This is a genomic window from Streptomyces sp. SJL17-4, assembly GCF_036826855.1.
Classification (GTDB): Bacteria; Actinomycetota; Actinomycetes; order Streptomycetales; family Streptomycetaceae; genus Streptomyces.
Genome location: NZ_CP104578.1, coordinates 3,962,195 through 3,986,762, shown reverse-complemented (window position 1 = coordinate 3,986,762; position 24,568 = coordinate 3,962,195). Strand labels below are relative to the sequence as shown.

The 24,568-nt window shown below is 70.9% G+C and carries 19 protein-coding genes, 1 pseudogene and 1 riboswitch; of the genes and pseudogenes, 10 read left to right on the top strand and 10 right to left on the bottom strand.

What is annotated here, in order from left to right; all coding sequences use genetic code 11:
- Positions 1 to 54: 54 nt before the first annotated feature.
- Positions 55 to 1,041 carry a CBM35 domain-containing protein gene (locus tag N5875_RS17675; protein ID WP_338494743.1) on the top strand — a complete coding sequence of 329 codons (987 nt, stop codon included), beginning with the start codon at positions 55 to 57 and terminating at the stop codon, positions 1,039 to 1,041.
- Positions 1,042 to 1,063: 22 nt separating this feature from the next.
- On the opposite strand, the gene N5875_RS17670 is transcribed toward N5875_RS17675, so the two are convergent.
- From N5875_RS17670 to N5875_RS17660, 3 genes are all read right to left on the bottom strand, one after another.
- Positions 1,064 to 1,990, bottom strand: coding sequence for a 1-phosphofructokinase family hexose kinase (locus N5875_RS17670; protein WP_338494740.1), 927 nt, complete (start codon positions 1,988 to 1,990; stop codon positions 1,064 to 1,066).
- A gap of 178 nt (positions 1,991 to 2,168) precedes the next feature.
- Entirely contained in the window at positions 2,169 to 3,311 is a 1,143-nt protein-coding gene (gene nagA, locus N5875_RS17665) for an N-acetylglucosamine-6-phosphate deacetylase (protein ID WP_338494738.1), read from the bottom strand.
- On the bottom strand, positions 3,311 to 4,270 hold the full coding sequence (locus tag N5875_RS17660) for an ROK family protein (protein ID WP_318208565.1): 960 nt from the start codon (positions 4,268 to 4,270) through the stop codon (positions 3,311 to 3,313). The genes nagA and N5875_RS17660 overlap by 1 nt, the downstream gene beginning before the upstream one ends.
- Positions 4,271 to 4,466: 196 nt before the next feature.
- Between N5875_RS17660 and N5875_RS17655 the strand changes: the two genes are divergently transcribed.
- The 3 genes and pseudogenes from N5875_RS17655 (at position 4,467) to otsB (ending at position 7,067) form a co-directional block, all read left to right on the top strand.
- Complete coding sequence (locus tag N5875_RS17655; protein WP_318208566.1) at positions 4,467 to 5,774, top strand: extracellular solute-binding protein; 1,308 nt, start codon at positions 4,467 to 4,469, stop codon at positions 5,772 to 5,774.
- Between the two features lie 180 nt (positions 5,775 to 5,954).
- A pseudogene (locus N5875_RS17650) lies at positions 5,955 to 6,164 on the top strand (DUF3263 domain-containing protein); the annotation flags it as partial.
- A 57-nt stretch (positions 6,165 to 6,221) separates the two neighbouring features.
- Positions 6,222 to 7,067 carry a trehalose-phosphatase gene (gene otsB / locus N5875_RS17645; RefSeq protein ID WP_318208567.1) on the top strand — a complete coding sequence of 282 codons (846 nt, stop codon included), beginning with the start codon at positions 6,222 to 6,224 and terminating at the stop codon, positions 7,065 to 7,067.
- A gap of 33 nt (positions 7,068 to 7,100) precedes the next feature.
- Here the strand turns inward: otsB and N5875_RS17640 are convergent, their stop codons facing one another.
- Together N5875_RS17640 and N5875_RS17635 are read right to left on the bottom strand one after the other, a co-directional pair.
- Positions 7,101 to 9,404 carry an immune inhibitor A domain-containing protein gene (locus tag N5875_RS17640; RefSeq protein ID WP_318208568.1) on the bottom strand — a complete coding sequence of 768 codons (2,304 nt, stop codon included), beginning with the start codon at positions 9,402 to 9,404 and terminating at the stop codon, positions 7,101 to 7,103.
- Between the two features lie 191 nt (positions 9,405 to 9,595).
- Complete coding sequence (locus tag N5875_RS17635) at positions 9,596 to 10,480, bottom strand: NAD(P)-binding domain-containing protein (RefSeq protein ID WP_318208569.1); 885 nt, start codon at positions 10,478 to 10,480, stop codon at positions 9,596 to 9,598.
- Positions 10,481 to 10,578: 98 nt separating this feature from the next.
- On the opposite strand from N5875_RS17635, the gene N5875_RS17630 reads away from it, so the two are divergent.
- Positions 10,579 to 10,929, top strand: a complete 351-nt coding sequence (locus N5875_RS17630; RefSeq protein WP_338494733.1) for a helix-turn-helix domain-containing protein — start codon at positions 10,579 to 10,581, stop codon at positions 10,927 to 10,929.
- A 471-nt stretch (positions 10,930 to 11,400) separates the two neighbouring features.
- On the top strand, positions 11,401 to 11,889 hold the full coding sequence (locus tag N5875_RS17625) for a helix-turn-helix domain-containing protein (RefSeq protein WP_338494730.1): 489 nt from the start codon (positions 11,401 to 11,403) through the stop codon (positions 11,887 to 11,889).
- A 61-nt stretch (positions 11,890 to 11,950) separates the two neighbouring features.
- Here the strand turns inward: N5875_RS17625 and N5875_RS17620 are convergent, their stop codons facing one another.
- From N5875_RS17620 to N5875_RS17610, 3 genes are all read right to left on the bottom strand, one after another.
- A complete protein-coding gene (locus N5875_RS17620; protein WP_318208572.1) occupies positions 11,951 to 13,393 on the bottom strand; it encodes a trehalose-6-phosphate synthase in 1,443 nt (480 codons plus the stop codon).
- A gap of 113 nt (positions 13,394 to 13,506) precedes the next feature.
- Entirely contained in the window at positions 13,507 to 15,345 is a 1,839-nt protein-coding gene (locus tag N5875_RS17615) for a hypothetical protein (protein ID WP_338494728.1), read from the bottom strand.
- A 90-nt stretch (positions 15,346 to 15,435) separates the two neighbouring features.
- Entirely contained in the window at positions 15,436 to 16,377 is a 942-nt protein-coding gene (locus tag N5875_RS17610) for a glucosyl-3-phosphoglycerate synthase (RefSeq protein WP_318208574.1), read from the bottom strand.
- A gap of 149 nt (positions 16,378 to 16,526) precedes the next feature.
- Positions 16,527 to 16,671, top strand: a riboswitch (SAM riboswitch).
- Between N5875_RS17610 and thrC the strand changes: the two genes are divergently transcribed.
- The 4 genes from thrC to groL all read left to right on the top strand — a co-directional run bounded on the left by thrC (position 16,665) and on the right by groL (position 20,879).
- Entirely contained in the window at positions 16,665 to 17,975 is a 1,311-nt protein-coding gene (thrC, locus tag N5875_RS17605; protein ID WP_318208575.1) for a threonine synthase, read from the top strand. Its footprint overlaps the riboswitch before it by 7 nt.
- Before the next feature lie 32 nt (positions 17,976 to 18,007).
- Positions 18,008 to 18,283, top strand: coding sequence for a MoaD/ThiS family protein (locus N5875_RS17600; RefSeq protein WP_317873523.1), 276 nt, complete (start codon positions 18,008 to 18,010; stop codon positions 18,281 to 18,283).
- 399 nt (positions 18,284 to 18,682) lie between these two features.
- Complete coding sequence (locus tag N5875_RS17595) at positions 18,683 to 18,886, top strand: cold-shock protein (protein ID WP_015035246.1); 204 nt, start codon at positions 18,683 to 18,685, stop codon at positions 18,884 to 18,886.
- Positions 18,887 to 19,250: 364 nt separating this feature from the next.
- On the top strand, positions 19,251 to 20,879 hold the full coding sequence (gene groL, locus N5875_RS17590; protein WP_189836124.1) for a chaperonin GroEL: 1,629 nt from the start codon (positions 19,251 to 19,253) through the stop codon (positions 20,877 to 20,879).
- A 167-nt stretch (positions 20,880 to 21,046) separates the two neighbouring features.
- On the opposite strand, the gene N5875_RS17585 is transcribed toward groL, so the two are convergent.
- Both N5875_RS17585 and N5875_RS17580 read right to left on the bottom strand, forming a co-directional pair.
- On the bottom strand, positions 21,047 to 22,807 hold the full coding sequence (locus N5875_RS17585; RefSeq protein WP_338494715.1) for a hypothetical protein: 1,761 nt from the start codon (positions 22,805 to 22,807) through the stop codon (positions 21,047 to 21,049).
- On the bottom strand, positions 22,797 to 24,446 hold the full coding sequence (locus N5875_RS17580) for a hypothetical protein (protein WP_338494712.1): 1,650 nt from the start codon (positions 24,444 to 24,446) through the stop codon (positions 22,797 to 22,799). The genes N5875_RS17585 and N5875_RS17580 overlap by 11 nt, the downstream gene beginning before the upstream one ends.
- Positions 24,447 to 24,568 lie beyond the last annotated feature (122 nt).

The following is a 24,568-nucleotide window of genomic DNA, read 5'->3' as shown; positions in this document are numbered from 1 at the left end:
TCGAGGTAGGCTCGGCCGGTCGGCGACGGCTGGCGAGCATGGAGAGGAACCCGGATGGCTGCCGGTAACGACGGCGCGAACAAGCCCGAGAACGACGACCCGTTCGGCTACCTGTACGAGGACGGTCAGGCCGCGGGCGCCCAGCCCCCGGGTGGGGGCGGCTACGGCTACCCCGGCCCCGCCGCGGCCCAGCCCGGCGTGCCCCGCACCTCGTACAACCAGGTCAGAACGGTCGGCGAGCGCCAGTACGGCGGTCACGGCGGCCAGCAGCACGCGCAGCCGTACGTACCGCCGCAGCAGCAGGCCCCGTACGGCCAGCCGCAGGCGCAGTACGCCGCCCCCGAGACGTACGGCGGCCCGCCGACCCGGCAGGGCCCCCCGCCGCAGCAGCACCACGGTGGCGGCTCCGGCCGCGGCCCCAACACCCGGGGCATCCTCATCGGCGCGGTCGCGGTCGTCGCGGTCGTCGTGGTCGGCATCGCGGCCGCCGTGATCACCAACATGGGCAACGAGGACGACAAGGACAAGCAGGCCGGCACCGGTGGCACCACCACGACCGCGCCCGTGAACCCGTCCGAGGAGCCCAGCACCGAGCCGAGCGCGGACGAGACCCCGGTCGAACTCCCGAAGCAGGACGCGGCCACGCTGAAGCTGGGCGGCAGCGCGGGACTCGCCACGGACGTCAAGGGCGCCGAGGGCTCGAACGGCACCTATGTCGCGGGCTTCAACCAGGTCGGTTCCTCGGTGACCTGGAAGGCGAACATGCCGACGGAGGGGAAGTACCACCTGACCGTGCGCTACGCCATCCCCGCCGTCGACGCCAACGCGACGCTGACGGTCAACGGCAAGGCGAACACCTCGCCGCTCGGGCTGAAGAACTTCATCCACTCCTCGGACCCGAACCTGGAGAAGAACTGGCAGACCACCTGGGCGCCGGTCGACCTCCAGAAGGGCGAGAACGAGATCAAGATCTCGTGCGAGACCGGCAATCAGTGCGACGTGCTGCTCGACTGGCTGGAAGTGACCCCGCCGAAGTCCTAGTCCCGGTCGACAGCGGCGTGCGTCACGGCCGGTCGGGTTCCTCGGTGACCTTCACGCGGGGCAGCAGCTCCTCGTAGGCCGTCGGGTCGAACTCGCCGGCCACCGGGGAGAGGACCGTCGCCGCCGAGAGGGCGACCGCGCGGGCCAGGCGGTCGGGCCAGGGGGCGGCGTCGACCAGGCCCGACAGGAGGCCCGCTACGGCGGAGTCGCCCGCGCCCGTCGGGTTGCCCTTCACGGCCGCCGGCGGGGCCGCGCGCCACAGGCCCTCCGGGGTCGCGGCGAGGAGGCCTTCGGGGCCGAGCGAGGAGACGACCGTACGGGCGCCCCGGCCCCGGGCCTCGCGGGTCGCGCGCAGCGGGTCGCGGGCGCCGGTGAGCTGGGCGAGTTCGTCCGCGTTGGGCTTGACGAGGTCCGGGCGGGCGGCGATGCCGCGCCGGAGGGGTTCGCCGCTGGTGTCGAGGAGGACGGGCACTCCGGCCGTACGGGCGAGGCGGACGAGCTCCGCGTACGCGCCGACGTGGATGCCCGGCGGGAGGCTGCCGCAGAGCGCGACCGCCGCGGCGCCGTCGAGGAGCGCGGCGAAGCGGGTGCGGAAGACGGTCCACTCGGCGGCGGTGACCGTGGGGCCCGGTTCGTTGAGCTGGGTGGTGTCGCCGCTCGCGGTGTCGACGATCGCGACGGTACGGCGGGTGGGGCCCGCGGTCTCGACGAGTTCGTCGCGGACCGGGGTCGCGGCGAGCTGCTCGCGGAGCACGGCTCCCGTGGCGCCGCCCGCGAAGCCGGTGGCGACGGTCTCGTACCCGAGCGCGGCGAGCACCCGGGCGACGTTGAGGCCCTTGCCGCCGGGGCGTTCGATGACCTGGGTGACCCGGTGGGAGGCGTGCGGGGTGAGGGCGGGGACCCGGTAGGTCAGGTCCACCGCCGTGTTGAGGGTGACCGTGAGAATCACCTGACCAACCCCCGTACTCCGTGTGAAGTCCTGCGGAACGTGCGCTCCGACGGGCACTGATCATGCCAAACGAATAGCGGTAGGCCCAGACCCCCGGCCCACCGCCCTTCCGCGTGACTCCTGATCAGAAGCGTGTGACTCCGGATCAGGAGGGTGTGACGCCGGGGCAGAAGTGTGTTCAGGCCTTCGGGTCGACGATCCACTCGCCCTTGCGCATGACGCCCTTGAGGTTGAACTCGGCGTCCAGGACCACGATGTCGGCGTCCTTGCCGGGCTCCAGGGAGCCGACGCGGTCGTACACGCCCAGCAGACGGGCCGGGTTGGCCGAGATCGCCTGGACGACCGACTCGACGGGCAGGCCGTCGATGGTGGCGGCGCGCTTGAACGCGCGGTCCAGGGTGAGGGTCGAGCCGGCGATGGAGCCGCCCTCGACGAGGCGGGCGACGCTGTCCTTCACCTCGACCTCCAGCGTGCCGAGCATGTAGCGGCCGTCGCCGAAGCCGGCGGCGTCCATGGCGTCGGTGATGAGGGCGACGCGCTCGGGGCCCGCGTGGTGGAAGGCGAGCTCCAGGGCGGCGGGGTGGAGGTGGGTGCCGTCGTTGATGAGCTCGACGGTGATCCGCTCGTCCTCCAGGAGGGCGGCGATCGGGCCGGGCGCGCGGTGGCCGAGGGCGGGCATCGCGTTGTAGAGGTGGGTGGCGACGGTGGCGCCCGCGTCGATGGCGGCGACGGTCTGCTCGTACGTCGCGTCGGTGTGGCCGATGGCGGCGATCACGCCGTGCTCGGCGAGCAGGCGTACGGAGTCGATGCCGCCGGGCAGCTCGGTGGCGAGGGTGACCATCTTGGCCTGGCCGCGGGCGGCGTCGATCAGCTTGCGGACCTCGGCCGGGTCGGGGTCGCGGAGCAGCGTCTCGTCGTGGGCGCCCTTGCGGCAGGGGGAGATGAACGGGCCCTCGAAGTGGAGCCCGGCGATCTCGCCCTGTTCGGCGAGCTCGGAGAGCAGCCCGGCCCGCTGGGTGAGGAAGTCCATCTCGCCGGTGACGAAGGAGGCGACGACGGTGGTGGTGCCGTGCAGCCGGTGGGTGTGGACGCCCTTGAGGACCTCGTCGACGGTGCCGGAGGTGAAGGACGCGCCGCCGCCGCCGTGGTTGTGCATGTCGACGAAGCCGGGGACGAGCCAGTGCCCGGTCAGGTCCAGGCTGGGGGCGTCCTCGTGGGTGCTGCCGGTGATGCGTTCGCCGTCGACGATCACGCGTCCGTTCTCGACGATCCCGGTGGGCAGCACGACGTGTGCGCCGGCGAGAACCTTGTGATCGGCCATCAGGCGGAAACCTCCGAGTCGGTGGGGCGCTGGGGGCGCCGGTCGGCGAGCAGGTCCCAGGCGAGGAGGCCCGCGCCCAGGCAACCGGCGGTGTCCCCGAGGGCCGCCGGGACGATGGCGGGCAGCTTCTGGAACGTGACTCGCTCCTCCACCGCGGCCCGAAGTGGTGTGAACAAGGTTTCCCCCGCCTCGGCCAGTCCGCCACCGATGATGAGCGTGCGGGGGTCCAGCAGGGTGAGGGCCGTGACCAGGCCGTCCGCGAGGGCGTCTACGGCGTCCTGCCAGACCCGCAGGGCCGTGGTGTCGCCGGACTCGACGGCCTTCGCGCAGTCGGCGGCGTCGGCCTTCGGGTCGCCGCTCGCCTCGGCCCAGGCCAGGGAGACGGCGGAGGCGGAGGCGTACCGCTCCAGGCAGCCGCGCTGGCCGCAGCCGCAGACCGTGCCGCCGGGGCGGACGACGATGTGGCCGATCTCGCCGGCGTAGCCGTGGGCGCCGGCCTCGATGCGGTCGCCGATGCCGATGGCACCGGCGATGCCGGTGCCGAGGGGCACGAAGAGGAAGCGGTCGGCGCCGTTGCCCGCGCCGATGCGGCCCTCGGCGAGGCCGCCGGTGCGGACGTCGTGGCCGAGGGCGACGGGGATGCCGTCGAGTCTGCCGCTGAGGAGTTCACGCATGGGAACGTCGTGCCAGCCGAGGTTGGCGGCGTAGACGGCGATGCCGTTCTCCGCGTCGACGATGCCGGGGACGGCGACTCCGGCGGCCGCCGCGGGCTCGCCGTACCGCTCCTGGCCGAGGGCGCGGAGCTCGGCGGCGAAGCCGAGGATCGTCTCCACGACGGCCTCGGGGCCGCGGTCGCGTCCGGTGGCGCGGCGGGCCTCGTGGAGCAGGGTGCCGTCCGCCCCGACGAGGGCGGCCTTCATGCCGGTGCCGCCCACATCCAGGGCGATGACGTGTCTCACGGGGGACAGTTTGGCCCTCGCGGACCCAAAAGGTCTAGTCCACTGCCGAGGATTGTTGCGTACGGATACAAATTCGGGTCCCGTCATGGGGCCCATCGTCCCGGTGGCGTTGCGGAAGTGATACCCGAGTGGTGTAGACCTCATACCCGCGCACGCGAGAGACTTACGGCCCTGCGCAGAGCAAACGTGCGGCTCGATGCAGCTCAACGACGAGCAAAAGGTGGATGAAGCCGTGGAGCGGCGACGATTCCTTGGACTGACCGCGGCCGTCGCCGCATTCGGACTGACCGCCACGGTCGCCGGCTGTGGCTCCCTCGGGGGCGACTCCGGCGACGTGACCCTCAGACTGGTCGCCGCCGACTACGACCTCACCGGCGGCGACACCACCAAGAAGTACTGGGCCGGCCTCGTCTCCGCCTTCGAGGCCGGACACCCCGGCGTCAAGGTCGAGGTGCAGATCGAGTCCTGGGACGACGTCGACCGCAAGGTCGCCGAGATGGTCAAGGCCGACAAGGCCCCCGACATCGCGCAGATCGGCGCCTACGCCGACTACGCGGCCGCCGACCAGCTCTACGCCGCCGACGAGCTCCTCTCCATACCCGTCCAGTCCAACTTCCTGGCGCCGCTCGTCGAGGCCGGGGAGCACAAGCGGATCCAGTACGGGCTGCCCTTCGTCGCCTCCACCCGGCCGCTGTTCTACAACAAGGCCCTCTTCGACGAGGCCGGCGCCAAGGCTCCCACCAGCTGGGACGAGCTCGCCGAGGCCGCCGAGAAGCTGAAGGACAACGGTGTCCGCACCCCCTTCGCGCTGCCCCTCGGCCCCGAGGAGGCCCAGGCCGAGGCCCTGATGTGGATGCTCAGCGGCGGCGGTGGCTGGACCGACGGCACCGACCACTACGCGGTCGACTCCGACGCCAACATCAAGACCTTCGACTGGCTCAAGAACAACCTGGTCGGCAAGGGCCTCACCGGGCCCGTCGCCCCCGGCAAGCTCAACCGCAAGGCCGCCTTCGCCGCCTTCGCGAGCGGCGAGGTCGGCATGCTCAACGGCCACCCCTCGCTCCTCAAGGAAGCCGCCAAGAACGGCGTCGAGGTGGGCCAGGTCCCGCTCCCGGGCGTCGACGGCCAGGCCGACGCCGCCATGGGCGTGGCCGACTGGATCATGGGCTTCAAGCAGAACGGTCACCGCAAGGAGATCGGCGACTTCCTCAACTTCGTCTTCAGCGACGAGAACGTCCTGAAGTTCGCCGGCGACAACGACCTCCTCCCGGTCACCGTCACCGCCTCCACCCGCATGGAGACCGAGCCCGAGCACGCCAACCTGCGCGTCTTCCTCAAGACGCTGCCGGAGAGCCAGCTCCCGCCGGTCGGCAAGACGTCCTGGGCCAAGGTCAGCGAGAACGTCAAGCAGAACATCGGCAAGGCCGTCACCCCGGCCGGAGTACCCGCCGAGGTCCTCGGGTCGATAGGCCGGGCGGCGACGGCGGCGGAGAGCGCCGAGTAATAGGTTGGTCTTATGACCGAGGACCGGGAAGCGGTGGACGCCGCCGCCGATGACGGCGACGGCGCCGACGCTGCCGATGGCGCCGTCGACGCCGGTGACGGCGCCGACGCTGCCGAGGCCGCCGTCGCTGCCGGTGTCGGCGGCCTCGCCGACCTCGCCGACCTCGGCGGGCTCGGTGAGCGCGAGCAGGCCCTCCTCGCCGTCGAACGCCGCTCCTGGCCCGGCCCCGGCGCCAAGGAGCGTGCGGTCCGCGAGAACCTCGGACTCTCCCCGACCCGCTACTACCAGCTGCTCAACGCCCTTCTGGACGACCCGAGGGCCCTCGCCCACGACCCGGTGACGGTGAACCGCCTGCGCCGGGTACGGGACGAGAAACAGAGAAGGCGCTGAGCTCACGTCTCGTTCGTGCCCCTGACGCGGGCGCCCCGCATCGGTAGGGTCGGGGACATGGTCAGCAGCCTCCCGCACCCGACCACATCCGCCGGCCGCGACGGTCTGGCCGCGCTCCTCGCGCGGCCCGCGAAGGCCGTCGTCGCCCTCGACTTCGACGGCACCCTCGCCGAGATCGTCCCCGACCCCGAACGGGCCCGCGCCCACCCCGGCGCCGTCGAGGCGCTCGCCGCCCTCGCCCCCGAGGTCGCCTCCATCGCCGTCGTGACGGGCCGCCCCGCCGGGGTCGCCGTCCGGTACGGCGGCTTCGCCGGCGTCCCCGGCCTGGAGCACCTCGTCGTCCTCGGCCACTACGGCGCCGAACGCTGGGACGCCCGCAGCGGCACCGTCCGGGCCGCCGCCCCGCACCCGGGCGTGGCCTCCGTCCGCGCCGAGCTCCCGGGCTTCCTCGACCGGGCCGGCGCCTGGCCGGGCGTCTGGATCGAGGAGAAGGGCCGCGCGGTCGCCGTCCACACCCGCCGCGCCCTCGACCCCGAGCGCGCCTTCGAGGCCCTCAAGGGCCCACTGAGCGACCTCGCCACCCACCACGGCCTCGTCCTGGAGCCCGGCCGCATGGTCCTGGAGCTGCGGCCCCCGGGCATGGACAAGGGCGTCGCGCTCGCGGAGTACGTACGGGAGGTGGACGCGGGGTCCGTCCTGTACGCGGGCGACGACCTGGGCGACCTGCCCGCCTTCGCCGCCGTCGAGAAGCTCCGCTCCGACGGCACCCCGGGCCTCCTGGTCTGCAGCGGCTCCACGGAGGTCCCCGAACTGGCCGACCGCGCGGACCTGGCGGTGCGGGGCCCGGCGGGCGTGGTCGCGTTCCTGGCGGAACTGGCGAGGGCGGTACGGGAGGAGGCCTGAGGCCCCTCCCGTACCGCCCCCCTCAGCGGTTGATCAGTGCGCGGCCGGGTTGGCCACGCTGATCGTCAGGTCGTCACCGGCGTCGCCGGTGATCGTGACGCGGACGCCATGGCCGGCGACCTTCACGCTGGCCTGCGGGGCCGACGTGTCGTAGTACGCGTTCGGGTCCGTGTCGTCGAAGACCGGGATGCCCGGGACGGAGGGCGCACAGGCCGCAAGGGTCTGGACGGTCTGGCTGCCGCCCTTGCCCACGAGGGCCTCCTTGTGGAGGCAGGTCGCGTCGGTGGCCTCCAGGCCGAAGGTCGCGTCGAAGGGCTGGCGCCGGTTGCTGGGCGCGGTCCCGTCGGCGTACCGGAACGGGGCCGGGCGGGCGTCGACGGCCATGGCCTGGCCGCCGCCCGGGTGGGCGCTGACGTTGTTGTCGTCGAAGGACCGGTCGACGTACCAGACGAGCATGCCGTTCTGGTAGCGGAAGTACTCGACCCAGTCCGGCGCGGTGATGCCCTTGCTGAACTGGTACGGGCCCTCGGCGAGGAGCGCGTCGGAGCCGACGTACTCGCGGTTCTCCAGGAGGTAGTAGCGCGGGTAGGTCGCCGTCTCGGTGCCGGTGGAGATGTTCCAGCGGCCCGTGGCGGTCCAGGCGCCCGCGCCCTGCTCGACGTCGTCGGTGGCCAGGGTCGTACCGCCCGAGCTCAGCGAGATGTCGTCGAGGAACGCGCCGGCGTAGTGCACGCCGCCGTCCGTCTGGTAGCGGAACCGGAAGAGGGAGGGCTTGCCCGCGGAGTCGTACGCGTACCGCAGCGTCGTCCACTTCCCGGCGGAGGAGCCGTCGACGGCCGCGCCCGCGCGGGCCCAGTTGGCTCCGCCGTCGAGGGAGTACTCGGCGAAGAGGTAGTCGAAGTCGGCCTCGATCTCGTACCAGGCGCTCGCCTTGACGGTGACGCGCGAGGCGGCCGGCACCGAGCGGGTGAGGGACTGGTTGAGGCCGTCGGCCGAGCCCGTCCACCAGGCGTGGGTGCCGGAGGTGGGCGTGGTGTAGGTGGTGCTGCTCGCCTTGTCCGGGAGCGCGACGCGGACCGCCTGGTCCTTGCCGGTGACCTGGAGCTGCGCCGGGTTGAGGGTGTACGTGCCGGTGGCGCCGAGCGGGGCGTCGGTGTAGTCCAGCCAGCCGAGGAAGAGCTTCTCCTCGGCGCCCATGAGGCCCGGGTGGGTGCCGATGCCCGCGTTCGCGGCGGCGCCGTGGCTCAGCCAGGAGCCGGAGCTCATGAGGGTCCAGAAGGCGGTGGAGTTCTCGCCGCCGTCGGTGTCGTAGTAGTCCGGCAGGCCGAGGTCGTGGCCGAACTCGTGGCAGAAGACGCCGAGTCCGCCGTTCTCGCCCTCGGTGGTGTAGTCGCCGAGCCAGTACTTGGACTGGCCGATGCGGGCGCCGCCCGCCTTGTTCTGCGTACCGGAGACGTCGGGCCCGGTGAGCCCGTAATCATCGCCATTCACATACCAGCGGTGCGACCAGATGGCGTCCTCGCCCTGGGCGCCGCCGCCCGCGTCCTCGCCCATGCCGGCGTGGACGGCCTGGAAGTGGTCGATGTAGCCGTCGGCCTCGTCGAAGTTGCCGTCGTGGTCCCAGTCGTTGCGGTCCCAGACGTCGAACTGGGCGAGGTAGGCGTCGATCTCGGCGGGGGTCTTGCCGGCGGCGAGCTGCGCGTTCCACCAGGCGTCGCCGGTGTCCTGGACGAAGGCCCACGAGCCGCCGTTGTCCTCGATGGCGTTGTCGCCGTAGAAGGAGGCGTTGTGGGGGACCTTGACCCAGTCCTCGACGGTGTTGGTGACCGAGTAGCGGCCGCCCGAGAGCTTCTCGTAGTACGTCTTCATCGACTCGCCGGAGCCGTTGAAGAGGTTCTCGTAGTACGCCTTGTCGAAGTCGGCCGTCCAGGCGTTGGAGTTGTCCACGCTCCGGTCGGGCTGGGCTATCTCGTTGTGCAGGGGGCCGGGGACGGTGCCGTACTTGCCGGCGCCGTCCGTGCCGAACTCGGAGAGGATCGTGAAGATCTTCTCCTGGCGGTCGGCGGTGGTGGTCTCGATCTCGGTGAACTTGCCGGGCGCGACCTCGACGACGCCCTCGGCGTTCGCCTTGGCCTTGCCCTTGGCGACCAGGTCGATCGCCTTCTCCCGCAGCTCGGTGCGCTGCTTCGTGAGCGGTCCGGGACGGTTGTCCGGCCGGTGCGCGGCGGCGCCGGCGGGGGTGTCCGGGGCCTCCTGCGCGGTGGCGGGGGTGAGCCCCGCGGCGAGAAGGGCGGTGAGCGCCGACCCGAGGGTCATGCCCACGACAATCTTCTTCACGTCTGTTGCGATCCTTCCGCTTGCCTGAGGGGGAAAACGGATCGCCTGGGGGAACGATCGCCGCAGAGTCTGACACGAGACCACCCCTCAGGAGGAGGGGGTCGCACCGATTACCGGTAGCCGATTTACCGGCTACCGGTAATCGGCTGCCGGGCACCGGGCACCGGGCTACCGGCCGCAGGTGCCGCCCGCTACGCGAGAAGAAGGTCCACCGTGCCCGTCAGGTCCTCCTCGCCGGTGCTCACGGCGAGGAGGCGGCGCATCAGGTCGAACTGCGGCCGGATCAGCTCCGCGCTGACGCCCTGCTCCTCGGCGGTGGTCAGCAGCGTCGTCGTGCCGGCCACCTGCATCGCCAGGTTGGAGACCACGTCCGCGGTGAGATCGCCGCTCACCAGCTGGCGGGCCGTCTGCCCGACCGACGGATCGACCATCGCCTTGATCCAGTTCCCGAGCAGCGGGGCGAACGCGACCGGGTCGATGTTCTCCCGCCGGATCAGGGCGAAGGCGTGCGTGGCCCCGGCGAACATCCCGTACATCGCGCTGAGCAGAGCCACGTCGTGGAGGGCCGCGAAGCCCGCGTCCTCGCCGACGTAAGTGGTGCCGACCGGCACGGCGAGGGACTCCCGGTGGAGCTCGAACAGCTCCCGCGAGCCGCTGTAGAACACATAGCCGCCGGCCTCCGGGATCCCGACCATCGGCGGTACGGCCATGATGCCGCCGTCCAGGTAGCGGGCGCCCCGCTCCTCGGCCCACGCGGCGCGGGTCCGGGCCTGGGCGGGGGTCGTGGTGGTCAGGTTGACCAGGTCCTTGCCGGTCAGGTCGACGCCGTCCAGGGTCGTCTCCACCGAGGCGTCGTCGAGGAGGCAGACGATGACGAGGGTGCTCGCCGCGACCGCCTCGGCCACGCTGTCCACGGCCTTCGCGCCCTCGGCGGCCAGCACCTCCGCGCGGGCCGGGGTGCGGTTCCAGACGGTCAGCGGGTGACCGGCGGCGAGCCAGGTCCGGGCGAGCGCGGTCCCCATGGCGCCGAGGCCGAGGAGGGTGAGCGGGGTCTTCTGCGTCAGGTTCGCTGTCATGACCACAAGACTGCTCCGAGGCTCTGACCTGCTCAAGTACCCACTTGGAAGTGGGTGGTTACCCTGAGGTGAGCGAACAGGTCAGAAGGGTGGGGCACATGGCGACGCTGAACCGGCCCGGAGCCGAGGACGGGCACGTCTGCGGCATCGACACCGCGATGGAGATCATCGGCGGCAAGTGGAAGGTGCTCATCCTCTGGGCGCTGCACCAGCGGCCGAACTGCCGCTTCGGCGAGCTGCGCCGAAGCATCCCGGGCATCACCGAGAAGGTCCTCGCCTCCCACCTGCGAGAACTGGAGGCGGACGGCATCGTGGACCGCGTCTCCTACGAGGAGGTCCCGCCGCGCGTCGAGTACGCCCTCACGAAGGACGGCATCCGCCTCAACGATGCCCTGGAACCGCTGGCGGCCTGGGGCGGCGAACGCCGGGAGCGGACGGAGGCGTCCTAGGAGACCAAGCCCGCACCTTCGGGAAAGCCCGTCGTGACCTCGGCCCACGACAGCCCGCCGAAGCGGCGGGAAGGCCGGACGGGCGTCCGTCACGTGTGCACGGGAACCATCCACCCGCCTCGGCCACGCTTCCCTTTGATGCCCCGACCTCGGCCCACGGCGGCCGGTGGATGCCCAGGGCGAGGGTGGGGCACCCCCGAGGAACGGAGCGCAGCGAGTACCGCAGGGGCTCCCGCGCGGCGGGTGCCCTTTCCCTATTAAGACGAGCTGACCGCGACAAGCCCCTGACCTGCACGAAGGGCCGAGCTGTGTTGCAGGTATGGAGATCGATTATTCAAAATTGCATAGAAGGGCCTAGTGGTCGCTTGGGTTATGCGAAAATGAATGCACAGTGAAGGTCTTAGGTGAGGCCATCCAGCTCTGGATGGCCTCATTTAGTCACGGAGGTACCCTGTGCGTGCGGCCCGACGAGTGACCAAGATCGAGACGCTCAACCGGACCACTGGCGAGGTGCAGGACCTCACTGTGCACTCGTCGGTCGGCGCCGCGCACGGGCTCTGGTTCCGGGGAGGTGGGTTCACGACGATGGGATACGACGCGCACAACGCTCTCGCCGAGGCGGACCTCAGTGGGGCGTCCTACAGGCTGTTCCACAAGATGTGTGCCCTTCAGAACCGCAAGGACCATGGTCTGGTCCGTGTGGAGACCCAGGTCAAGTTCGCCGAGCAGGTGGGCATGTCCCAGTCGACCGTTTCGCGGGCTCTTCGGCAGCTCGCCGAGGCCGGGTTCATCTACCCGGACGGCCGTGACTGGCGTATCCGGCCCGACTTCGTGTTCAACGGCAACGGGGCCGCCCAGGGGCAGGCCATCCAGAACATTCCTGCGGGCACCCCTGACCCGTACGCGCCGAAGGCCACCGAGCTGACTGTCATCGACGGCGGCAAGGACGGCGAGGCCTGAGGCCTCGGAGATCCTCGGGGGCGACTGCTCTGCACTCGTCGATCCGGAACGGGAGTGACGCTCAGCCCTCCCGCAGCGCCTCCAGCTGGTTCAGGAACCAGCGCTGTGGGGGCAGTGCCGTCGCCGCTGTCGCGAGGCGCTTCGTGCGGTCGGCGCGTTCGGGCGCCGGCATCGTCAGGGCCGTGTGGAGGGCGGCGGCCGTCTCCGAGACGTCGAAGGGGTTCACCGTCAGGGCGTCCTGCCGTAGTTCCCGGTACGCGCCCGCGCCCGTCGACAGGACCAGGGCGCAGCCCGCCTCCGAGACCACCGGTATCTCCTTCGCGACCAGGTTCATGCCGTCGCGCACCGGGTTCACCAGGGCCACGTCCGCCAGGCGGTAGGCGGCCAGCGAGCGGGCGAAGTCGTCCTCCACGGAGACGATCACCGGCTGCCAGTCCTCCGTGCCGAACTCCGCGTTGATCTCGGCGGCCAGGTCCGCCACCGCCGCCGTGTACGCGCGGTACGACTCCAGGTCCTGCCGGGACGGGTACGCCGAGGCCAGGTGGACCACCCGGTCGCGCCACTCCGGGTGGACGGTGAGCAGCTCCCGGTAGGCGAGGAGGCCGCGGAGGATGTTCTTGGAGAGTTCGGTGCGGTCGACGCGCACGATGGTCCTGCGGTCGCCGACCTCGGCCCGGAGCGCGACGAGCTTCTCGTCGACCTCGGGCCGGTGGGCGAGCGAGCGCAGCTCGTCGCCGTCCACGCCCAGCGGGTACGCCCTGACCCGGGTCCGGCCCTTCCCGACGCCGTAGCGGCGCCACTCCACCCCGTGCCAGGGGTCGCCGCTCGGCCAGACGCCCTGGGCCATGCCCGTGGAGTCGTCGAGCTGAGAGCAGCAGCCGATGAAGAACGACGCCCATCCCCAGGTGTGGAAGCCCAGCTCGTCCGCGCCGAGCATGCCCCACAGCAGCTCCTCGACGATGTCGTCCGGCACCATCCGCAGGTACTCGGAGGACGCCCACGGCGTGTGCGTGAAGTGGCCGATCCGCAGGTCGGGGCGGAGCTCGCGGAGCATTCCGGGGACCAGCGCCAGGTGGTAGTCCTGGACCAGGACCGCCGCGCCCTCGGCCGCCTCCGCCGCCAGAGCCTCGGCGAAGGCCCGGTTGTAGGCGCGGTACGACTCCCAGCGGCGCCGGAACTCCGCGTCGAAGACCGGCTCGCGGGGGATGTCGTACAGATGGTGGTGGAGGAACCACAGCACCGAGTTCGCGATGCCGTTGTACGCGTCGGCGTACACCTCCGGGTCGATGTCCAGCATCCGGACGCCCGGCTCGCCGATTCCGCGCCGGACGGCCTCCCGGTCGCCCTCGCCGAGCGCCGCGCACACCCACAGGCTGTCCTGCGAGGAGACGGCGCTCAGCCCGGAGACCAGTCCGCCGCCGCCCCTGCGGGCGTCGAGCGAATCGTCCTCGCCGAGCACGTACGAGACAGGGCCCCGGTTGGATGCCACGAGCACAGATGCCATGGGGCGAACCTAGCCCGTCCCGTAAACGCTCAAACGTACGTATACGAGACGGGCGTATCCGGCCACCGTGAGTGAGCGGCGATCAGTTCTCGCGGCGCCGTGCCGCCGCCGGGTCAGGTCTCTCGGCGTCCGCGCATCGCCGCCTTCGCCACGACGCCCGTCGCCGCGAGGGCGAGTCCCAGGGCGCCGAGGAGCCACAGACGCTCGCCGTTGCCGCCGGTCTCGGCCATCGAGCCGCCGCCGTTCCCGTGCGGTCCCGGGGCCGGGGCCGGGGGCTCCGGAAGGGTCGGGAAGGTCGGGGAGGGCGGCTCGGACGGCGCCGGGGGTGTGGGGGTGGGGTCCGTCGGCGTCGGGGTCGGATCCACCGGGGTGGGGGAGGGGTCCGTCGGCGTCGGCGTCGGCGTCGGCGTCGGCTTCGGCGTCGGCTTCGGCTTTTCGAGTTCTGGGGTCACCCCGCAGGCCGGGTCCGCGCTGCCGTCTCCGCAGTTGGAGCGGGGGGTCTCCACCTTCACGCTGTTGCGGAGCCTCCCGTCGCCCGTCGGCGGGTTCTTGATCTTCACCGAGTAGGTGACGGTCGCCGTCTTCCCGGCCGGGATGGTCCCCACGTACCCGATCTTCGGTGCCGTGTACGTCGCCCTGCCCAGGTCCGTCTTCACGTCGCCGTTGTAGTCGGCGTCGTCGAGGTTCCCGGTCAGGTCGTCGCTGAACGTGGCGTTCGGGTAGTCGAGCGTGCTGATGTTCTTCGCGGTGATCTTGTAGGTGAGCGTGTCGCCCGGCTTCACCGTGCGCGGGCTCGCCGTCTTGGTGATCTCCAGGTCGGGGACCGGGACGGAGAAGGCGAGTCCGGACGGCACGTAGGTGTCGCCGTTCGTGGCGAAGGTCAGGTCCGCCGAGGTCGCGCCCTGCGGGACGGCCCCGTCCGGGATGTCGAAGGCCTTGGCGTCGATGCTCAGGTTGTTCACCAGCTTGGGATCGACGGCGCCGTCGTCCTCGCTGATGAAGAAGTTGTCGGTGTTCCCCGTGTGGGACTCGGTGACGTTCTTGCCGTCGACGAGGAACTTGTCACCCGGGGTGTTCCAGTCGCCCTCGTACGCGGTGACGCTCGCCCGTGCCGTGCCGCCGCTCCGGTAGAAGCCGTCCACGGTGATCGTGGTCGCGGGGGAGGTCGAGCGCTGGAGGACGTGCCCGCCGTACACGTGGACGTTGCGGCGCTCGGGGGCCTTCACCGGGTCCGGGCCGGGGAACTTGTGGACCACAGTCAGCGACCAACCCGCCACGCAGCCCTTGCCGTTGGGCGCCCAGATGTTGCCGACCGCCACCTGCGCGTCCGTCCCCGACGTGCCCGCGAAGGCGGCCGTCACGTCCGACTCGCCCGTGTAGTAGTGCGGGCCGTTGGTGTCGGCCGGGTCGGCGACCATGCTGTCGATCGACACCGGAGTCGCGGCGCCCGCGCCCACCTTGATCACCGGGGCGGTCGTCGTGGGGTCGCCGGGCGAGCGCTCGACATCCGCGCCGGAGATGTCGCAGCGCTTCAGCTGCGCCCCGCTCGGCCCCTTGTACGTGCCGTCGTTGCCGCCCCAGAAGAGCCGGGCGTACGCCACCTCCGCGCCCGCCGGGATCTTCACATGGCCGGTGCTGGAGCCGTAGTCGCCTCCGGTGCCGCCCGTGTCGATCCGCCGCATCACGAAGGTGTTGTTGTTGTCCGTGCCCTGGCCGCTCGCCGAGGTCGCACAGCGGGCGGCCAGGTCGGCGGGGGCGGTCGGGCAGCCCATGACCGTGTTGCCGATGGTCGTGAAGTCGCCGTACAGCGACTCGTCGTACCGCTTGCCGAAGGGCTCGACCACGTCCGCCGCGGCCGGGCCCGCCGCGGTGAACACGAGCGAGCCGGCCGCCAGTCCGGCCGCCGTGACGGCCGCGAGCCCCCTGCCCAGGTGATGTTGTCTGAAGCGCATAAAAGGGCAATGTAGGCAAAACAGATCATCATCGGGCGTTACGCCACGCGGTCGGTTCGGGCGGCCGGGCCCCGTGGTCGGTTCGGGCGGTCAGGCCACGCGGCGGCGCGCGTACTCCACGATGTCGGCCATCGGCGGCCGCTCCTCCGTGTCCACCGCGTACGTCCGCGGCTCGAAGCCCTTCTCGCCCCGCTCGAACTGCGTCAGCCGCGGCCGCACCAGATGCCCCCGCGACAACCGCAGCTGCGCCGTCCGGTAGATCGCCGCCGCCATCCGGCCCAGCGCGAGACCGTCCTGGTGCCGGTGCTTGCGCACCCCCACGTCCACCTGCGCGAGCGCGTCCAGGCCCACCGTGTGCAGGGCGTCCACGAGCAGGCCGAGCTCCACCCCGTAACCGACCGGGAAGGGGAGCCGTTCGAGGAGGGAGCGACGCGCCGCGTACTCGCCGCCCAGCGGCTGTACGAAACCGGCCAGCTGCGGCCAGTGCAGATTGAGGAGCGGGCGGGCCACGAGCTCCGTCACCCGGCCCCCTTGACCAGGAGTGTCTCCGAACGGGCGGTCGTACATCGCCTTTACGAAGTCCACGTCCGGGTCGGTCAGCAGCGGGCCCACGATCCCCGACACGAAGTCCGCCGAGAAGTCCCGCAGGTCCGCGTCGATGAAGCACACGACGTCCCCGGTGGTCACCATCAGCGACCGCCACAGGACCTCGCCCTTGCCCGGCACGGCCGGTATCCGGGGGAGTATCGCGTCCCGTGCGACCACCCGCGCCCCGGCGGCCGCCGCCACCTCCGCCGTACGGTCCGTGGAGCCCGAGTCGATCACCACCAGCTCGTCGACGAGCGGCACCGCCTCCGTCATCAGCTCGCGCCGGATCACCGCGACGATGTCACCCACCGTCGCCTCCTCGTTCAGCGCCGGCAGGACGACGCTGACCTTCGTGTTCCGCTTGGCGGCGAGGATCCGCTCCAACGGCCGGTCCGCCACGGACCAGGACCGCCGGTCCAGCCAGCGCTCCACCTCTTCCAGCACGTGATCTCCATCTCGCGGTTCGGACGGCCGGTCCAAGCGTCCGGGCCTTCGGTTACAGTCTTGAACAACGCGGATGCCCGATGCACGTCGGGGTGCCGCCCGCGCCGGAGCGCAGGAACGAAAGTTCACCGCGCTTCACAATCGAATACCGCTCATCCAGAGGGGCAGAGGGAAACGGCCCGTTGAAGCCCCGGCAACCCTCCAGTCGGTTACTCGTCCTCCAGCGAGGCTCCCGGCTAGGGAAGGTGCCAAATCCGTCTCATGGCGAAAAATTCGTCATGGGAAAGATGAGGAGAAAGGGCCTCGCCTCCATGGCTGTACAGACTGTTACCCCCGCCACTTCGGTCGACCTCGGTCCCGCGTCCGGGCTTTCCTGTCGCGAATGCGGTGAATTCTTCCCGCTCGGCCCGATCTTCGCCTGCGAACTCTGTTTCGGACCGCTCGAAGTCGCGTACGACCTCCCCACCGGTGACCCCGAGGCACTGCGCAAGCAGATCGAGGCCGGCCCCGCCAACATCTGGCGCTACGCCCCGCTGCTGCCCGTCCCCGCCGACGTCGCCGACAAGCCGAACCTGAACCCGGGCTGGACCAAGCTCGTCCAGGCCGACAACCTCGCCCGCGAGATCGGCGTCGCCCCCGGCAAGCTCTTCGTCAAGGACGACTCCGGCAACCCGACCCACTCCTTCAAGGACCGGGTCGTCGCCCAGGCCATCGAGGCCGCCCGCGCCTTCGGCTTCACCACCCTCTCCTGCTCCTCCACGGGCAACCTGGCCGGCGCCGTCGGCGCCGCCGCCGCCCGCGCCGGCTTCCGCTCCTGTGTGTTCATCCCGCACGACCTGGAGCAGGGCAAGGTCGTCATGGCCGGGGTCTACGGCGGTGACCTCGTCGCCATCGAGGGCAACTACGACGACGTCAACCGCTTCTGCTCCGAGCTCATCGGCGACCCGCTGGGCGAGGGCTGGGGCTTCGTCAACGTCAACCTCCGCCCGTACTACGGCGAGGGCTCGAAGACGCTGGCGTACGAGATCTGCGAACAGCTCGGCTGGGTCATCCCCGACCAGCTCGTCATCCCGATCGCCTCCGGCTCCCAGCTCACGAAGATCGACAAGGGTCTCCAGGAGCTCATCAAGCTGGGCCTCGTCGAGGACAAGCCGTACAAGATCTTCGGCGCCCAGGCCGAGGGCTGCTCCCCGGTGTCGGTGGCCTTCAAGGCCGGCCACGACGTCGTACGGCCCCAGAAGCCGAACACGATCGCCAAGTCGCTGGCGATCGGCAACCCGGCCGACGGCCCGTACGTCCTCGACATCGCCCGCCGGACGGGTGGCGCGGTGGAGGACGTCGACGACGAGCAGGTCGTGGACGCGATCAAGCTCCTCGCGCAGACCGAGGGCATCTTCGCCGAGACCGCGGGCGGCGTGACCGTCGGCGTCGCGAAGAAGCTCGTCGAGAACGGGCTGATCGACCCGAACCTCACCACCGTCGTCCTCAACACCGGCGACGGCCTCAAGACCCTGGACGCGGTGGCCGACACCTCTCAGGCGACCGTCACCATCCGCCCGAGCCTGGACGCGTTCCGCGACGCCGGCCTGGCCCACTGAAGACCGCTGGACCGCTGAAAGGTTACGAAGACATGGCCGTGAACGTCCGCATCCCCACCATCCTCCGCACCTACACGGGCGGTCGGTCCGAGGTCCAGGCCGAGGGCACGACCCTCGCCGAGGTCATCGCGGACCTGGAGAAGAACCACACGGGCATCGCCGCCCGCGTCCTGGACGACCAGGGCAAGCTGCGCCGCTTCGTCAACGTCTACGTGAACGACGACGACGTGCGCTTCGAGCAGGGCCTGGAGACGGCCACCCCGGCCGGCGCCGGCGTCTCGATCATCCCGGCCGTCGCCGGAGGCTGACCCGTATCGCTTGTCCCGTCTTTCTTGAATTGCCCCTTCCGCGCCATAAAGCGGAAGGGGCAATTCTGCATGGTTGAGCGCGGTAGAGTTGGGGAAGTCCCCTCCGCTGCCCATGCCGGGCGCATATGAGAATGCGTCCCCGCACGACAAGAAGCAGCCAAAGTGCGTGCGCGTTGTGTACCTTCTGCACGCTTTGCCGGGCCCGACTTGCCCCGTAATTCAAGGGATTCTCCCCAATTCGCCTTTCCGTGGCGCCCAGAATTCTCGCTCGATTGACCTGTTGCAGAGGGCAGTTGGGCAGATACATTCAGCCGCGGTCGACGCGTTCCGGCGCAGGGTCTGACCCGGGTTCCGCGAAGTGCGGGTCCCGCGCAAGGGCCAGTAATAGGGGAGTTAGGCATGGCTCAGGGCACCGTCAAGTGGTTCAACGCGGAGAAGGGCTACGGCTTCATCGCGGTCGACGGTGGTGCGGATGTTTTCGTCCACTACAGCGCGATCCAGATGGATGGCTACCGCAGCCTCGAAGAGGGACAGCGAGTCGAGTTCGAGATCTCGCAGGGCCAGAAGGGTCCGCAGGCGGACATGGTCAAGCTCGCCGTCTGAGCGCGGCGCGATCGGCCACCGACGCAACGCCGTCGAGGGGCCCGCATCCCTGAGGGGAAGCGGGCCCCTCACGCGTTCCCGGACCCTCGTCCGTACGTCCCGATCGTCGAGAGTCGCTTGCCCCCTCCCGTCGCCCGACCACCGCCCCTCATCGACGTTCCTTCGGAACGGCTTGCACTCTCATAGGGCGAGTGCTAATCATTGGCGTTAGCACTCGGCAGGTGAGAGTGCTACGAGGATCGGGCAGACGAGGCCGCCGGCCGGGTGGGGCAAGGAACCACGCGGAGTTGCGGAGGCCGTCCGTCGCGGGCGTCGGCGCGGTCCTGGAGCGTTATCCACCCCATGTCCGGGAGGACCACTTCACATGGCCAAGATCATCGCGTTCGACGAGGAGGCCCGGCGCGGTCTCGAGCGCGGCATGAACCAGCTCGCTGACGCCGTCAAGGTCACCCTCGGCCCCAAGGGTCGCAACGTCGTCCTCGAGAAGAAGTGGGGCGCCCCCACGATCACCAACGATGGTGTCTCCATCGCCAAGGAGATCGAGCTCGAGGACCCGTACGAGAAGATCGGCGCCGAGCTGGTCAAGGAAGTCGCCAAGAAGACGGACGACGTCGCCGGCGACGGTACGACCACCGCCACCGTTCTCGCCCAGGCGCTCGTCCGCGAGGGCCTGCGCAACGTGGCCGCCGGTGCCAACCCGATGGCCCTCAAGCGTGGTATCGAGAAGGCCGTCGAGGCCGTCTCCGGCGCCCTGCTCGAGCAGGCGAAGGATGTCGAGACCAAGGAGCAGATCGCTTCCACGGCCTCCATCTCCGCCGCCGACACCCAGATCGGCGAGCTCATCGCCGAGGCGATGGACAAGGTCGGCAAGGAAGGCGTCATCACCGTCGAGGAGTCCCAGACCTTCGGTCTGGAGCTGGAGCTCACCGAGGGTATGCGCTTCGACAAGGGCTACATCTCGGCGTACTTCGCCACCGACATGGAGCGCATGGAGTCGTCGCTCGACGACCCGTACCTCCTCATCGTCAACTCCAAGATCTCCTCGGTGAAGGACCTGCTCCCGCTCCTGGAGAAGGTCATGCAGTCGGGCAAGCCGCTGCTGATCATCGCCGAGGACGTCGAGGGCGAGGCCCTGTCGACCCTGGTCGTCAACAAGATCCGCGGCACCTTCAAGTCCGTCGCGGTCAAGGCCCCGGGCTTCGGCGACCGTCGCAAGGCCATGCTGAACGACATCGCCATCCTCACCGGCGGCACGGTCATCTCCGAGGAGGTCGGCCTGAAGCTGGAGAACGCGGGCCTCGACCTGCTGGGCCGCGCCCGCAAGGTCGTCATCACCAAGGACGAGACCACCATCGTCGACGGTGCCGGTGACAGCGAGCAGGTCGCCGGTCGCGTGAACCAGATCCGCGCCGAGATCGAGAACAGCGACTCGGACTACGACCGCGAGAAGCTCCAGGAGCGCCTCGCGAAGCTGGCCGGCGGCGTGGCCGTCATCAAGGCCGGTGCCGCGACCGAGGTCGAGCTCAAGGAGCGCAAGCACCGCATCGAGGACGCCGTTCGCAACGCGAAGGCGGCCGTCGAGGAGGGCATCGTCGCCGGTGGCGGCGTGGCCCTGCTCCAGGCTTCCTCGGTCTTCGAGAAGCTCGAGGCGGACCTGGCGGGCGACGAGGCCACCGGTGCCAACATCGTCAAGCTGGCGCTTGAGGCCCCGCTGAAGCAGATCGCGGTCAACGCCGGCCTCGAGGGCGGCGTCGTGGCGGAGAAGGTCCGCAACCTGCCCGTCGGCCACGGCCTGAACGCCGCGACCAACGAGTACGTCGACCTCATCGCCGAGGGCATCATCGACCCGGCGAAGGTCACGCGCTCCGCGCTGCAGAACGCCGCGTCGATCGCCGCGCTGTTCCTCACCACCGAGGCCGTCATCGCCGACAAGCCGGAGAAGGCGTCCGCGCCGGCCGGCGGCGGCATGCCGGGCGGTGACATGGACTTCTGATCCTTCGGGATCGGTGGTTCATCGCGGAACGCGGAACGCGGGACGCAAGAACGGACCGAGGGCGGCACCCCCACCAGGGGGTGCCGCCCTCGGGCGTTTCACAGCGGTCGATCAGCCGGTAGGTCGGCCGGTCGACCAGCCGACCAGCCGGTCAGCCGGTCAGTAGATCAGCGCACGTCGAGGTAGTCGGCCCAGGAGAACGGCGACGTGAAGTGCGTGGCGTCGCCGTAGTACCGGAGACGCCAGGTCCCGTCCACGGTCGCCTTCGCCCTGAGCGAGATCCTGCCGTTGGCGGCCGGGCGGCCGGTGGCGACCTGACGCCAGGTCGTCGAACCCTTCGCCTGGAACTGCAGGGCCACGGACCCGCTCCCGAACGTCCGCCAGGCGCGGTTCGTGTAGTGCTGGAGCGTGCCCGTCATGGTGACGTACGCGCCCTTGCGGACCGGCTCGGGACCGGCGTTCGCTCCGGTGATCCGGGTCTCGGTGCGGACGAGGCGGAAGGTGTTGCTCACGGCCTCGGCGAGGACGTCCGTCGCCGGGTGCCGCAGCCGGTACCAGCCGCCGCGGCTGCCGGCCCTGACGACGGTGTCGTAGTAGTCGTCCGCCTTGGCGGAGCCGATCTGCCGCCAGCCGGTCCGGCCGTCGGCCGAGACCTCCAGGAGGAGCGGCTGCGCGCTGACGGAGGCCTCGGGGTCGTAGGTGGCGCGCAGCTTCCCGGTCGCCGTCACCTTCGCGTCGGCCGACAGTGTGCGGGAGCGGAGGAGGACCCGTGCCTCCTGCGGCATCGCGAGCCGGCCGCCCACCGTGGCGGTGCCGAAGCTCTGGTACGGGTCGACCGGGGCGGCCGCCCAGCCGTCGATGCGCAGCCCGGGGAGGGACGGGATCCGTGTGGTGAACCGGCCGTCGGCGTCGGTCGTGACGACCTTGGCGAACGTGGGGTGGAGGTAGCTGCCCGAGGTCGGGCCGATCCGGAGCTGCTGGCCGGCCAGGGGCGCGCCGCCGTTCTTCGGGTCGGTCATCCGGCCGGTGACGGTGGCCTGCTGTCCGGGGAGGACCCGTACGCGGTCGGTGGTGGCCTTCACGGTCACGGTGTGCGGGCGCCAGGTGTAGAGGGTGCGGGTCCAGACGGCGCTGCCGTGGACCTCGTCGCTGTCCTCGGTGTAGGCGACCCGGAACTCGTCGCCCGGCCTGACGTCCGTGTACGCCTCGCCGGTGAAGGCGCCCGTCCCGTCGGTGACGGGGGACTGGACCGGGCTCGCCGGGGGTGTCGTCCGCTGGACGTCGATCGTCCGGCCGGTGATCGGCACGATGTCGCCGGAGCCGGGCTGGACACCGGTCAGGGTGCCGCTGGGGACCGTGGTGCGGTCGTCCCAGCCGGGGGCGGAGAAGGCGAACTCCAGCTGCGGCCTGAGCGTGAAGTCGAGGACGCCGGCGTCGGTGCGGGTGCGGGTGTTGCCGCGCGAGTCGGTGGCCGTGATGTCGATGGCGTACCGGCCGAGGGTGGGCATCGTGCCGCCGTCCTCGGTCAGCTTCAGCGGCGCCTGGCCCAGGCCGAAGCGGCCCTTGTCCCACTCGTACGCGGGGAGCGAGGGGATCTCGACGACGGTGTCGCCCTTGCGGAGCGTCGCGGAGACCTTGGTGATGGTGACACCGGGGGTGTCGGTCCAGGCGGACACGCCGAAGATGCCGCGCTGGTGGCTCTCGGTGACGGCGGGGCCGATGCCGAGGGGGGAGGGGGTGGGGGTGTCGGCGGCGGCCGGGGCCGGGGTGGCGAGGGCGCCGCCCGTGCCGAGGAGGACCGCGGCGAGGGCCGTGGCGAGGGTTCTCGGCACTGCGGTGGTGAGGGTTCTCGGCACGGCCGTGGTGAGGCGTCTCGGCACGGCCGTGGCGAGCGGGGCGGCGGTGGTCCGCCGGAGGTCAGCGCGCATCGATGTACTTCGCCTTCGTCTCGCTGTAGAAGTAGCCGTTCGCGGACTGCTTCACCAACGCCCAGGAACCGTCGCCGTAGTTGGTGGCGCGGAAGCTGAACTTTCCGTTGCTGCCGGTGGTGACGTTCCGGGTCACCCAGTACCACTGGGTGTCGCCCTTGGGCTTGAACACGAGCGTGACCTTGGCGCCCTTGAGGGGCTTCCAGACGCCGCCGGTCCGCTGCTGGAGGGTGCCGGAGACAGTCATCTTGGCGTCCACGTACGGCCGGGAGGGCGTGATGGCGAAAGCGGAGAACCGGGTCGGGACGCGGCCGAGCCGGACGCTGCCGGTGGTCCTGGCGACCATGTGGTCGTTCTCGGCGTGGTGCAGCCGGTAGAGCGCGTTGACGTAGCCGCCGGACGAGACGTCGAACGGGCAGTAGCCGGCGGTGCCGCCGCTCGCCCTGGCGCCGGAGAGGTTCCGCCACGTGCGGCCGTTGTCCAGGGAGGCCTGGAGGGTGACGGTCTGCTCCCCGCACCACGCCTGGGTCGTCATCCGGCCGGTGCCGCGGACCCGGCCGTACTCGTCGAGGGTGATGCGCCAGTTGGTGAACGAGAAGGGCTGGGGGACGGCGATGTTCCCCTCGTCGTACGCGCGGGACTGGTAGTACACCGACGGCGCGAGGGAGGTGAACACCTGCGTCGCGTGCGTGGCGCGCGCCCCGTACGAGAAGGTGCCGTTCGCCGCCGAGACGCCGCTGCCCATGCGCCCGTGGACCGCCAGGTCGAAGGACGGCTTCTGGCTGGTGGTGATGAGCGGCGCGCCCGCGTACGGCTTCCAGCCGTCCGGGGTCAGCCGCTCGACGCGGCCGGCGACGGTGACGTTCGTGTGCTGCGCGACGCGGTACTTGTTCAGCTTGGCCGCGATCCGGTACGTGGTCTTCTCGACGCCGACCTCGGGGACGGGCGCGGCGGCGGCGGGCACGGTGTCGGCGACCGGGGTGACGACGGTCGCGGTGCCGCGGTTGATCGCGGCGTTCGGGGTGAACGGCAGCGAGAAGGCGCCGTCGGCGCCGGTGGTCGCCGTGCCCGTCAGCTCCTTCCAGGTGTCGGAGACGGTGCTGAGGCTGACCTTGACCCTGGTGCCGGCACGGGCGGGCGTCACGGTGCCGGTGACCGGGTCCCAGGTCGTGGCCTTGCCGGAGAGGACGACCGTCCGGGCGGTGAGGCTGGTGGTCTTCCGGTCGAAGGAGAGCTGCGAGACGCCGGTGTGCAGCTTGTGGGCGTACGTGCCGCCGGTCCACCTCTGGACGGTGCCGCCGGGCAGCCGGTACTCGACGCGGACCGGATAGCTGCCGTACGGGGTGCCCTCGGGCAGCCGCAGCGCGGTGTCGGTGACGTAGCCGTAGGGCCGGCCGGTGTCCGTGTTCCCGTCCTGCCAGCTCAGGGCGTCGGTCGAGGCGAGGGCGGCGGCGTCGGGCGCGGTGGAGGCCAGGACACTGACCTGGATCCACAGCGGGCGGCCGGCGATCTGGACGCCGAACTTGGCGTCGTCGGTGGTGAAGGTGGCGGACACGTCGGCCGCGTAGGCGGTCGGGGCGTGGACGAGGGCGGGCACGGTGACGCCCGCCGAGAGAACGAAAACGGCAGCGGCACGCACGAGGGCGTGCGGAAGCCGGCGCGTAGTGCGCGGCAAAGGGGACCCCCCACAGGTCTGAAGTCGGCGGCTGCGTCATGGTCGGGACGGCCGCGTGGCAGAACTTTAGCGCTCATGCGTTGAAC